This window comes from Pseudomonas sp. CBZ-4 (assembly GCF_000346755.1).
In the GTDB taxonomy this organism is placed as follows: Bacteria; Pseudomonadota; Gammaproteobacteria; order Pseudomonadales; family Pseudomonadaceae; genus Aquipseudomonas.
The window spans coordinates 21,121-33,415 of the sequence record NZ_ANNV01000175.1 but is presented as its reverse complement, the minus strand read 5'-3'; the positions used below and the strand labels follow the sequence as shown (position 1 = coordinate 33,415).

12 protein-coding genes are annotated in these 12,295 nt (G+C 61.4%); 10 read left to right on the top strand and 2 right to left on the bottom strand.

What is annotated here, in order from left to right; genetic code table 11:
• Positions 1-68: 68 nt before the first annotated feature.
• From B348_RS0127560 to B348_RS0127530, 7 genes are all read left to right on the top strand, one after another.
• Positions 69-323 (top strand): YkgJ family cysteine cluster protein, encoded by a 255-nt coding sequence (locus tag B348_RS0127560; protein ID WP_026137112.1) that lies wholly within the window; start codon positions 69-71, stop codon positions 321-323.
• Between the two features lie 41 nt (positions 324-364).
• The gene (locus B348_RS0127555) at positions 365-970 is read left to right on the top strand and encodes an START domain-containing protein (RefSeq protein WP_017739246.1); all 606 of its coding nucleotides are present in this window, start codon (positions 365-367) and stop codon (positions 968-970) included.
• Positions 971-1,073: 103 nt separating this feature from the next.
• On the top strand, positions 1,074-1,310 hold the full coding sequence (locus B348_RS0127550) for a hypothetical protein (protein ID WP_026137111.1): 237 nt from the start codon (positions 1,074-1,076) through the stop codon (positions 1,308-1,310).
• Between the two features lie 213 nt (positions 1,311-1,523).
• Positions 1,524-1,865, top strand: coding sequence for a ribonuclease E inhibitor RraB (locus B348_RS0127545; RefSeq protein WP_015885395.1), 342 nt, complete (start codon positions 1,524-1,526; stop codon positions 1,863-1,865).
• 400 nt (positions 1,866-2,265) lie between these two features.
• On the top strand, positions 2,266-3,675 hold the full coding sequence (locus tag B348_RS0127540) for a circularly permuted type 2 ATP-grasp protein (RefSeq protein WP_017739244.1): 1,410 nt from the start codon (positions 2,266-2,268) through the stop codon (positions 3,673-3,675).
• A 4-nt stretch (positions 3,676-3,679) separates the two neighbouring features.
• Positions 3,680-4,630, top strand: coding sequence for an alpha-E domain-containing protein (locus B348_RS0127535; protein WP_026137110.1), 951 nt, complete (start codon positions 3,680-3,682; stop codon positions 4,628-4,630).
• Entirely contained in the window at positions 4,627-5,430 is an 804-nt protein-coding gene (locus B348_RS0127530) for a transglutaminase family protein (protein ID WP_017739242.1), read from the top strand. Before B348_RS0127535 ends, B348_RS0127530 begins: the two co-directional genes overlap by 4 nt.
• A 191-nt stretch (positions 5,431-5,621) precedes the next feature.
• Here B348_RS0127530 and B348_RS0127525 read toward each other — a convergent pair whose 3' ends face one another.
• A complete protein-coding gene (locus B348_RS0127525; RefSeq protein ID WP_017739241.1) occupies positions 5,622-6,428 on the bottom strand; it encodes a cytochrome c in 807 nt (268 codons plus the stop codon).
• A gap of 649 nt (positions 6,429-7,077) precedes the next feature.
• Between B348_RS0127525 and B348_RS0127515 the strand changes: the two genes are divergently transcribed.
• The 3 genes from B348_RS0127515 to B348_RS0127505 all read left to right on the top strand — a co-directional run bounded on the left by B348_RS0127515 (position 7,078) and on the right by B348_RS0127505 (position 11,264).
• On the top strand, positions 7,078-8,283 hold the full coding sequence (locus tag B348_RS0127515) for an acetyl-CoA C-acetyltransferase (RefSeq protein WP_017739240.1): 1,206 nt from the start codon (positions 7,078-7,080) through the stop codon (positions 8,281-8,283).
• Between the two features lie 16 nt (positions 8,284-8,299).
• A complete protein-coding gene (locus B348_RS0127510; RefSeq protein WP_017739239.1) occupies positions 8,300-10,444 on the top strand; it encodes a 3-hydroxyacyl-CoA dehydrogenase NAD-binding domain-containing protein in 2,145 nt (714 codons plus the stop codon).
• A gap of 94 nt (positions 10,445-10,538) precedes the next feature.
• Entirely contained in the window at positions 10,539-11,264 is a 726-nt protein-coding gene (locus tag B348_RS0127505) for an amidotransferase (RefSeq protein ID WP_017739238.1), read from the top strand.
• On the opposite strand, the gene B348_RS0127500 is transcribed toward B348_RS0127505, so the two are convergent.
• Positions 11,261-12,232 (bottom strand): magnesium and cobalt transport protein CorA, encoded by a 972-nt coding sequence (locus B348_RS0127500; protein ID WP_017739237.1) that lies wholly within the window; start codon positions 12,230-12,232, stop codon positions 11,261-11,263. The genes B348_RS0127505 and B348_RS0127500 overlap by 4 nt on opposite strands.
• Positions 12,233-12,295 lie beyond the last annotated feature (63 nt).

Below are 12,295 nucleotides of genomic sequence, written 5' to 3'. Positions count from 1 at the left end.
TAAAACGGCTGTTTAAGGGCGTACTCTAGCCCGGCCATCCACATTGAGTCGTCGAGGACCTGCTGGTCATGAAATGCCGTGAAGGCTGTGGCGCTTGCTGCATCGCCCCCTCCATCAGTTCGCCACTCCCCGGAATGCCACAGGGCAAACCGGCGGGCGAACGCTGCCTGCACCTGTCGGTCGAACAGCTGTGCCAACTGTTCGGGCAACCGGAGCGACCGGCGGTGTGCAGTGATTTCAAGGCGGATATCGAGGTCTGCGGCACCGACCAGGCCGATGCGATCCGCTTGATCGGCTGGTGGGAGCAGATGACGGCGGCTTGATGGGCTTTACTATCGGAACTTCAACAATAAGGAATACAACAATGGGTTCGCTGAAACGAATGGCTGTGTTGTGCGGTTTTACGGTGATGTTTGCTGCCACTGCCCAGGCTGAGGATTGGCAGGTCGCCAAGGACGAAGACGGGATCAAGGTGTCGCTGAGCGAAGTCGCTGGCTCCAAGTACAAGGCGTATCGCGGTGTGACCACGATCAAGGCGCCGGTGGCCAAGATCCAGGCGCTGCAAGAAGACGTGGCGGGCGCCTGTTCCTGGATTCACGAGTGCAAATCGCAAAAACTGCTCAAGCAGGAAGGCGACAAGAGCTGGACCTACACCCAGTTCAAGGCACCGTTCCCGGTGACCGACCGTGACTCCATCCTGGAGATCACCACCTCCAAGGCCGCCGACGGCACGCTCACCCGCAAGTTGCTGGAAGTGCCCACCTATCAGCCGGAAGTCAAAGGCTACGTGCGTGTCGCCCAGGTCGAGGGTTTCTGGAAGCTGGTGCCAAAAGGCGACAACCTGACCGAAGTCACCTATCAAGTACACACCGAGCCAGGCGGCAGCGTGCCATCGTGGTTGGCCAACAAGTTCGTGGTGGACGCGCCGTTCAACACCTTGAAAGCCCTCAAGGACCACGCCGAGAAGTAAGCGCAGTTGATCAGGTGCCTCCGGCCTTGAGTGGAACGTTTGGCGAACCCTCAAGGTCCAGATGGATGTGAGCCCACACACGGGCTTTATCGAGGAGGCACCGATGCAAACGTGGAAAATTACCTTCGTTGACGATCATGGCGAGACCTCGGTGGAGCAGTTTGCCTGCACTGAAAAACCCAGCCTCGAAGACGCCGCGCACATGATCCGCAACAAACTGGTACCGGTGGCCGCCGAACTTGACCTCAATGACCTTGAGGGGCGCAAGCCCGAGCCGACGGTCAAGATCCTCAAAGACCAGAACAGCATTCAAATCCTCGACATCTCGCCTGCCGCCTGAACATTCCCTGATTGCCATTAAAGCGCCTCTGGTGGAGGTGATAGCTTCGCGCTACTCTGCAATCGAGATCAGCGAATGAATCGCTAAGGTCTGGTCTTGTCAGCTACATGCTTGTTTTCCAGCGGTGTTGTCATTGCCGTGGTACCCACGCCATTGCGGCGTGGGCTTCGGGAAGCACGGAAAGTCTATCCATCGGTTAGAGGAGCACTTTTCATGAGCACAGCCTATCAAGAAGACATCAGCACCAACGTTCTGCGCCGCATGAAAGAAGGCGGCTTCGACTTCTCGCGTTTTCACCCCATCGAGTTCTACGCCATTTTCCCGGATGAGGAACGGGCGCGCAGGGCTGCGGGTGAGTTTCGTGGGGAATCCCTGAATGCCCAGGTCAGCGCGCGCGACGATGGCGCCTGGTACCTGGAACTGAGCAAGATCATGTTTGCCACCTACGACGGCATAGGCGACTTCGAGCAAGACTTTGAAGCAGTGGTCGAACCTCTCGGCGGGATCATCGAAGGCTGGGGCGTCAAGCAGGAGGTGCGTGGGTTACCCATGTAGCAGTATGAGAAACACAGCGTATCGGCTGACCTTTGGGTCGGCCGATTTTGTTTGTGCCGTAGGAAAACTTTTCGGAACTTGCGTGACCTTTTTCGGCACCAAAAAAAAGCCACCCAGCAAGGGTGGCCTAAAGGGAAGAGCGGTGTGCTGAAAGGAGCGGGTTCAGCAGATGAGCGCGATTATCCGCAGGCGTGACCGGGCAGTGAAATCAACTCTGACTATGCTGTTGATAGTCAAAGCTCGCATTGCGATGAAGCGTACGACAGGACGGCGGGCATTCCTCGCACCAGGACGGTGCGGCTGGATTTCTGTTTTTATTCAACTCACTGATTTTTAAGTGTTTATGCCGCTGGCACGGGCCTTGCGATGGTTCTTGCGTCCGGGTGACAAGGAGTACGGCATGATCCGCACTTATTACGATGAAATGTACGATGGGGCAGGGCAGGTCCGTCCCCATTACCGCGAATTCGCCCGCTGGTTGGCCGAAACCCCCGCTGAACTGCTGGCCCAGCGCCGGCGCGAAGCCGATTTGCTGTTTCACCGCGCCGGGATCACCTTCACCCTTTACGGCGACGAACAGGGCACCGAGCGCCTGATTCCCTTCGACACGATCCCGCGCAGCATTCCCGCCAGTGAATGGCGGATTGTCGAGCGCGGCTGCATCCAGCGGGTCAAGGCGTTGAACATGTTTCTCGCCGACCTGTACCACGAGCAGCGCATCATCAAGGCCGGGATCATCCCCGCCGAGCAGGTGCTGGCCAACGAGCAGTACCAGTTGGCGATGCAGGGCCTGGACCTGCACCGCGACCTGTATTCCCACATCTCCGGGGTCGACCTCGTACGCGATGGCGACGGCACCTACTACGTGCTCGAAGACAACCTGCGTACCCCCAGCGGCGTCAGCTACATGCTCGAAGACCGCAAGATGATGATGCGCCTGTTCCCCGAACTGTTCGCCGCCCAGCGCATCGCCCCCATCGACCATTACCCCAACCTGCTGCTCGACACCCTGAAAAGCTCCAGCCCGCTGGACAACCCCAGCGTGGTGGTGCTGACCCCGGGCCGCTTCAACAGCGCGTTCTTCGAACATGCCTTCCTGGCCCGTGAAATGGGCGTGGAACTGGTGGAAGGCGCCGACCTGTTCGTGCGCGACGACCGCGTCTTCATGCGCACCACCGACGGCCCCAAGGCGGTGGATGTGATCTATCGCCGCCTCGACGACGCCTTCCTCGATCCGCTGGCGTTCAACCCCGACTCCATGCTCGGCGTGCCCGGCCTGCTCGCGGCCTATCGCTGCGGCAATGTGGTGCTGGCGAACGCCATCGGCACCGGGGTCGCGGATGACAAGTCGGTGTACCCCTTCGTCACCGATATGATCCGTTTTTACCTGGATGAAGAACCGATCCTGAAGAACGTTCCGACCTTCCAGTGCCGTAAGCCCGACGAACTGTCCCACGTGCTGGCCAACCTGCCGGATCTGGTAGTCAAGGAAACCCAAGGCTCCGGCGGTTACGGCATGCTGGTGGGCCCTGCGTCCACCGCGGCGGAGATCGAAGCCTTCCGCGCACGCATCAAGGCCAAGCCCCACGCCTATATCGCCCAGCCCACCTTGTGTTTGTCCACGTGCCCGACCTTTGTCGAAAACGGCATCGCGCCGCGCCATATCGACCTGCGCCCGTTTGTCTTGTCCGGCAAGGAAACCCGCGTCGTGCCGGGCGGCCTGACCCGCGTGGCGCTGCGCGAAGGTTCGCTGGTGGTCAATTCGTCCCAGGGCGGCGGCACCAAAGACACGTGGGTGGTGGAGGACTGATGCCATGCTGAGTAGAACTGCTTCGGATCTGTACTGGATGTCGCGCTACCTGGAGCGCGCGGAAAACCTCGCGCGCATGCTCGATGTCAGCTATTCGCTGTCGCTGATGCCCCAGGATGGGCGCGGTGATGGCCTGCACGAACTGGCGATGCCGCTGCTGATCACCGGCACCCTGGATGATTACCGCGAGCGCCACGGTGAACTGCACGCCGAACACCTGCTGCACTTTTTCGCCCTGGATGCGGCCAACCCGGCGAGCATCTACAGTTGCCTCGGCGCGGCGCGGGCCAGCGCCCATGCGGTGCGTGGGCGAATCACCGCCGACATGTGGGAAAACATCAATGCCACCTGGCTGGATATTCGCGATATCGCCCAGCAAGGCCTGAGCCGCTACGGCATGAGCCGCTTTTGTGAGTGGGTCAAGGAACGCTCCCACCTGTTTCGCGGCGCGACCTACGGCACCATCATGCGCAACGACGCCTTTCGGTTTATTCGCCTGGGCACCTTTATCGAACGGGCCGACAACACCCTGCGCCTGCTGGATGCGCGCTACGAAATGGCCGGCGACCAAGCCGCAGCGGTCACCGACGGCACGGCCCACGCCTACTATCAATGGAGCGCCTTGCTGCGCGCGCTGTCCTCGTTCGAGGCCTACACCGAGATCTACCGTGATGCGCCTGGCGCGCGGCAAGTCGCCGAGTTGCTGCTGTTGCGCGCCGATGTGCCGCGTTCGCTGCGCGCCTGCAGCGAGGAAATCGACCAGATCCTCGCCAGCCTGCCCGGCCTCAACGGTCGCCCGGCCCAGCGCCTGGCCGCCGAGATGGACGCGCGCCTGCGCTTTACCGCCATCGATGAAATCCTCGAGGAAGGCCTGCACGCCTGGCTGACCGACTTTATCCCCTTGGTACGCCAGTTGGGCGACGCCATCTACAGTTCCTACCTGGAGGCCGCATGAGACTCTCCATCAGCCACGAAACCACCTACCACTACGACGACCAGGTTCGCGCGAGCATCCAGTACCTGCGCCTTACGCCCCACGACAGCGAGCGCCAGCACGTCCTCAGCTGGCAACTCGACCTGCCACGCCCGGTGCGCGCCCAAGTGGACCCGTTCGGCAATATCCTGCACGTGCTGACCCTGGACGAACCCCACGACGCCATCATCATCGGCGCCCGTGGCCAGGTCGACATCGACGAGCTGCGCGAAGCCGAACACGAGAGCCAGTCCGCGTTCCCCTTCCTGCGCAGCACCCGCCTGACCGAGGCCGACGAAGCCCTGCGCGGCTTTGCCCGGCAGCACTGCCAGCAACGTCGCGACCGCAATGCGTTGATCGACCTGATGCAGGCGCTGAATCACTCGATGGTCTATACCCCCGGCGCCACCGAAGTGGACACCAGCGCCGCCGAAGCCTTTGCCGGCGGCGCGGGCGTGTGCCAGGACCACACCCACGCGTTCCTCGCCTGCGCCCGCAGCCTTGGCGTGCCGGCGCGCTATGTGTCGGGGTATTTGTACACCGAAGACAGCGCGCACCTGGCCAGCCACGCCTGGGCCGAAGCCTGGCTGGATGACGCCTGGTACAGCTTTGACGTGACCAACCAGCTCGCACGGCCCGAGCGGCATTTGAAGCTGGCTGTGGGCCTGGATTACCTCGACGCCTGCCCGGTGCGCGGCATGCGCCGTGGCGGCGGGCATGAGCAGATGCATGCCAAGGTATTCGTGGCGCCGACGCCGGTGATTGCGGTGCAGCAACAGTAGGCGAAGGTGATCAGCTGTGGGCGCTGTGTTGGAAGGGCTGACAGTGCTCCCACAGGCACATCCAATCCCCTGTGGGAGCTGGCTTGCCTGCGATAGCGGACTATCAGCCAGTACCTGTTTAGCTGACCCACCGCTATCGCAGCGATGCGGCGACCCGACAAGCCAGCTCCCACAGTTGATATAGGTTGTACTCAGGGATGTTGTTTACGCCCTGCCATATGCTTCAAATACCCCACCAACAAATCCAGCTCATTATCCGGCAACACACTGGCCGCAAACCCCGGCATCTTCGCCTGCGGCCAGTGCCTCAGGCTTTGCGGGTCACGGATATAACGCTTGAGGAAATCCCCGCCGAAATACTCCGTGGGGTTGTAGGGAATATTCAGGTCCGGCCCCACCTGCGCATCGCCAGCGCCATTGAGCCGGTGACAGGCCAGGCAATTCTTCTGGAACAGCGCAAAGCCCTGGTTGATCGGATCGTCGCCGGCCAGTTTCGGATCTGGCAACAGGGCCGGAAACCGCTCGGCCACGCTCTTCAACTGCTTGATCGCGGCGACCTGAAACGGCCACTGTTCCGGGCTGATATGACCGGCTTGCGGGTCAGTCCACACCAGGTAAAACGGCCCGGCGCTCGGTTTGCCTGGCGCCAGTGCGGGCCATGGGTGCGCTGGGTCCTCCACCGCCAGCCAGGCGCGGGCGCCACGTTTCTCCAGCAGCGGGGCAGCAGCGAGTTCGGCGGCGAACCCATCCAGGGCAACCGCTTGCAGATGGCTCTGCGGGTCAAGGCCGGGTAGGAGCACCGCCATTGGTACTGCGTGATAAGTCATGTCGCGCTTGTAGGAAACGTCCTCGACGATCCGCACCGTTTGCGCATCCGGGTGTTTGAGCAGCTCAGCGGTCTGCCAGGTCTTGCTGGCGTGGTCCAGTTCGACGGTCAATTGCGCCGCCGCGACCGGCAGGGTGATGAACAAGGCGAGCAGGGCGAGGATCGATTTCAAGAGGAAGGCCCGATACAAGTGGCAATGGCGCCCACGATACCGGAAATGCGCAGGCAAAAAGACAGCGCCTGCAACGGGAGCGCTATGCGCAATGTCCCGGCAGGCGCTGCCAAAAGCTGCAGTCCTGATGCTGTGTGTGCACGGAATGTGTGGGCTGAAGGGTCACCCAATGACCTTGGTCAGATTGGGCAGGATCAGAATCAGTGTGGTGGCGAACAGAATAAGTCCCGCCTGACGTACTTTCGAATGTTTGAACATGGCTGACTGCCTTTTGTTGTTATTCCTGAGCGTCAAATACGTGCCGGTCAATTTCAGTATTGCGCTGTGGCGTGACACTTTTCTTACAGCTGCTCCAGCAAAACCCGGCAGCAGCCTCCTACTGATTCAACCTTAGAGCCCTCGTTCTGCGTGGCTTAGATCCATTTCATATCAGCTAAGCAATATTTGCGCTAAAAAAGGCATGAGGCTTAACGCCATCTTGGCGCCAGACCGTTGGCTAGACAGCTAAAACGATTAACCCGCTGATGGCCCGCACTGCCTACCGTTCGTCCGAGCGTGGGGGTCAAAAGCAATGAGCGCATCCGTCATTGAAACCGTGTCAATCGGGCCTAAGGTAAGGGGCACACATGCACAGCGGTTCGAGGACGTCATGACCCAAGCTTTGATCTTTGATGCGATACGCACGCCCCGTGGCAAAGGCAAGGCTGACGGCGCCTTGCACAGCGTCAAACCGGTAAACCTGGTGGCCGGCCTGCTCAATGCGCTGGCCCGGCGCACTGACCTCGACACACATCAGGTGGATGACATCGTCCTCGGTTGTGTCACTCCCGTGGGCGACCAGGGCGCCGACATCGCCAAGACCGCTGCGCTGGTGGCGGACTGGGACATCAGCGTCGCCGGCGTGCAGGTCAATCGCTTCTGCGCCTCGGGCCTGGAAGCGGTGAACCTCGGCGCGATGAAGGTGCGTTCCGGCTTTGAAGACCTGGTGGTGGTCGGCGGCGTCGAATCCATGTCCCGCGTGCCCATGGGCAGCGACGGTGGCGCCTGGGTGCTGGACCCGCAAAGCAACCTGCACAGCCACTTCACCCCCCAGGGCATCGGCGCGGACCTGATCGCCACCCTGGAAGGCTTCACGCGCGAGGATGTGGACGCCTTCGCCCTACATTCCCAGCAGAAAGCGGCCAGGGCCCGTGCAGACGGTTCCTTCAACAAATCGCTGATCGCGGTGCAGGACCAGAACGGCATCGTATTGCTCGACCACGATGAGTTCATCCGTGGCGACTCCACCCTCGAAGGCCTCGGCAAGCTCAAGCCCAGCTTCGAAATGATCGGGCAGATGGGCTTCGACGCCACCGCGTTGCGGGTCTACAGCCATGTCGAGCGCATCCACCACGTACACACCCCCGGCAACAGTTCCGGGATTGTCGACGGCGCCGCGCTGATGCTGATCGGCTCCGAAGCCAAGGGCCGCGAGCTGGGCCTGCAACCTCGTGCACGCATCGTCGCCACGGCGGTGACCAGTACCGACCCGACCATCATGCTCACCGGCCCTGCGCCGGCGACGCGCAAGGCCCTGGCCAAGGCCGGCTTGCGCGTGGAAGACATCGACCTGTTTGAAGTCAACGAAGCGTTTGCCTCGGTGGTCCTCAAATTCATCAAGGACATGGGCATCGACGCTGCCCGGGTCAACGTCAACGGCGGTTCCATCGCCATGGGCCATCCCTTGGGCGCCACCGGCTGCGCGATTCTCGGCACCTTGCTCGACGAGCTGGAAACACGCCAGCAGCGCTACGGCCTGGCCACCCTGTGTGTCGGCGGTGGCATGGGCATCGCCACCATCATCGAACGGCTCTGAGCCCAAGGAATCCATCATGACCCAAGCCATTCGCTACGAAAAAGGCCAGGACCGGATCGTCGTGCTGACCCTCGACATGCCCGGCCAGAGCGCCAACACCATGAACGGCGCGTACCGCGAGGCCATGGCCGCGACGGTCGAACGCCTGGAAGCAGAAAAAGACACGCTGGCCGGCGTGGTCATCACCTCGGCGAAGAAGACCTTTTTTGCCGGCGGCGACCTCAATGAACTGATCAAGGTCGACAAGGCCCACGCCAAGGATTTCTACGACGGCGTACGGGTGCTCAAGGCGCAACTGCGCCGCCTGGAAACCCTTGGCAAGCCGGTGGTCGCCGCGATCAATGGCGCAGCGCTGGGCGGCGGCTGGGAGATTTGCCTGGCGTGCCATTACCGGGTCGCGCTGGACGACAAGTCGGTGCAACTCGGCCTGCCGGAAGTTACCCTGGGTTTGCTGCCGGGCGGCGGTGGCGTGGTGCGCATGGTGCGCCTGCTCGGGCTGGAAAAGGCCTTGCCGTACTTGTTGGAGGGCAAGAAAGTCCGGCCACAACAAGCGTTGCAGGCCGGGTTGCTCAATGAACTGGCGGCGGATCGCGATGAGCTGCTGGCCAAGTCCCGCGCCTGGATCCTCGCCAATCCCGAAGCCAAACAGCCGTGGGACAACAAGGGTTACCAGATCCCCGGCGGTACGCCCTCGAATCCCAAAGTCGCGCAGATGCTGGCCATCGCGCCGTCGATCCTGCGCAGTAAAACCCAGGGCTGTTTCCCCGCGCCGGAGAAAATCCTGTGTGCCGCCGTGGAAGGCGCCCAGGTGGATTTCGACACCGCGCATGTGATCGAAACCCGCTATTTCACCGAGCTGGTGACCGGGCAAGTGGCGAAAAACATGATCGGCACCTTCTGGTTTCAACTCAATGAAATCAACGCCGGCAGCTCCCGGCCGCGAGGCTTTGCGCCCTATGTCACGCGCAAGGTCGGCGTGCTCGGCGCCGGGATGATGGGCGCGGGTATCGCCTACGTCAGCGCCAGCGCCGGGGTCGAGGTGGTGCTCAAGGACATCAATCTGGCGGCGGCCGAGAAGGGCAAGGCACACTCGGCGGCGTTGCTGGACAAGAAAGTCAGCCGTGGGCAATTGAGCGCCGAACAGCGGGAAACCATCCTCGCGCGGATTCATCCTACGGCCGAGGACGCAGACTTGGCCGGCTGCGATCTGATCATCGAAGCGGTGTTCGAAGACCGCGAACTCAAGGCCAAGGTCTCCGCGGCGGCGCAACGTGTGGTCGGTGCCGACGCGGTGATCGCCTCCAACACCTCCACCTTGCCCATCAGCGGGCTGGCAACGGCGGTGCCGGACCAAGGCAAGTTTATCGGCCTGCATTTCTTCAGCCCGGTGGACAAGATGCCCCTGGTGGAAATCATCAAAGGCGCCCACACCTCGGACGAAACCCTGGCGCGAGGTTTCGACTTCGTACTGCAAATCAAGAAAACCCCGATTGTGGTCAATGACAGTCGCGGCTTCTTCACCTCACGGGTGTTCGGCACCTTTACCAACGAAGGCATCGCCATGCTGGGCGAAGGCGTGGCCGCGCCCATGATCGAGACCGAAGCGCGCAAGGCCGGTATGCCGGTAGGGCCGTTGGCGGTATCCGATGAAGTGTCCCTCAGCCTCATGAGCCATATCCGACAGCAGACGGCCAAGGATCTACAGGCCGAAGGCAAGGCCGTGCCGACGCATCCGGCGACGCTGGTGATTGATCTGTTGGTCAACGAGTACAAGCGCTTGGGCAAGGCGGCAGGCGGCGGTTTTTACGATTACCCCTTGGGTGGCCAGAAGCAGCTGTGGCCGGAACTGAAAGCGCGCTTTGAGCGACCTGATCAACGCATCTCTGCGCAGGATGTGCGCGACCGCTTGCTGTTTATCCAGGCCATCGAAACCGTGCGGTGTGTGGAGGAGGGCGTGCTGATGTCCACGGCGGACGCCAACGTCGGCTCGATCTTCGGCATCGGCTTCGCCGCGTGGAGTGGCGGCGCGTTGCAGTTCATCAATCAGTATGGCCTGAACGACTTTGTCGCCCGCGCCCGCTATTTGGCCGAGCAGTATGGTGAGCGCTTCACACCGCCGGCGTTGCTGCTGGAAAAAGCCGCACAGGGTGCTAGCTTCTAGCAGATGGGCGCACGGGCAGGGCTTGCCTTGAAGGGGTATTTCAAGGCAGGCTCTGGGCTGTGCATTATTCCCATCACCGTGTCAGGTATTTTTTATGTCGCTACGCGTCTGCATTCTGGAAACCGATGTCCTGCGCCCGGAGTTGGTGGATCAATATCAGGGTTATGGGCAGATGTTCCAGCGTCTGTTTTCCCAGCAGCCGATTGCGGCCGAGTTCATCGTCTATAACGTGATGAATGGCGATTACCCGGCGGACGACCAGGTGTTCGATGCCTACCTCGTCACCGGCAGCAAGGCCGACTCCTTCGGCACCGACCCATGGATCCAGACCCTCAAGACCTACCTGCTCAACCGCTACGAGCGCGGCGACAAACTGTTGGGCATCTGCTTCGGCCACCAGTTGCTGGCGCTGCTGCTGGGCGGCAAGAGCGAGCGCGCGAGCCAAGGCTGGGGCGTGGGCATCCACAACTATCAAATGGCCGCCAAGGCACCGTGGATCAGCCCGGTGGTGGAGGAACTGACCCTGTTGATCAGCCACCAGGACCAGGTCACCGCGCTACCGGAAAACGCCACCGTCATCGCCTCCAGCGATTTCTGCCCGTTTGCCGCGTACCACATCAATGATCAGGTGCTGTGCTTCCAGGGCCACCCGGAATTTATCCACGATTACTCCCGCGCCTTGCTGGATATTCGCCAGCAGAACCTCGGCGAGCAGATCTACAGCAGCGGCGTGGCCAGCCTGGAACATGACCACCACGGCGTGACCGTGGCGGAATGGATGATGCGCTTTGTGGCGCACAAGCCCGGCGCTGCGGCTTAAAGCCAGCCCGAACGCTTGAAGCTGGCCCACAGCCCGGTGCAGCCAAATGCGATAAACCCGAGCACCGCAAAATAGCCGTAGTGCCATTGCAGCTCGGGCATGTTCTGGAAGTTCATCCCATAAATCCCCGCCACCGCCGTGGGGAACGCAAGGATCGCCGCCCACGCGGCGAATTTGCGCTGCACCACGCTCTGGCGCGAGGCCTCCAGCAACACACCGATCTCGATGGTCTGGCTGGCGATATCGCGCAGGGTGGTGAGGTCTTCCATCTGCCGCGTGACGTGGATCTGCACATCACGGAAATACGGGCGCATGTTCTTGTCGATAAACGGAAAGCTCAGCTTCTGCAGCTCCTGGCTGATCTCCACCATCGGTGCCACATAACGCTTGAGCCGCAGTACATCGCGGCGCAGGCCGTGAATCTTCTGGATGTCGCGTTCACTTAATGAGCTGCACAGCACGTTGCGCTCCAGCTCATCGATCTCGGCATGGATCGCTTCGCTGACCGGCTGGTAGTTCTCGGTGACGAAATCCAGCAACGCATAGAGTACGAAATCTTCCCCATGCTCCAGCAATAGCGGCCGCGCCTCACAGCGCTGGCGCACAAAGCCGTAGGACGCCGAGTGACCGTTACGGGCGGTGATGATGTAGCCGTTGCCGGCAAAGATATGGGTCTCGATAAACACCAGCTTGCCGTTCTCGCGCACCGGTGAGTAGGTGACGATAAACAGCGCATCGCCGAAGGTTTCCAGCTTCGGGCGGCTGTGTTTCTCCAGGGCGTCTTCGATGGCCAGTTCATGCAGGTTGAACTGGCGTTGCAGGTTGGCCAGCTCCTGGGCGTTGGGTTCTTCCAGGCCGATCCAGACAAAGTGATTGGGTTTGGCGGCCCAGGCCGCGCCTTCGTCAAGGGTGATATCCGTAACTTTCTTACCGGCGCTGTAGACGGCGGCCGCAACAACTCTACCCATGGTGCTGATCACTTCTTATTAGGAGGACAGGTGTTGGGCAGCTTAGCCTGAAAGGCGTTCCGT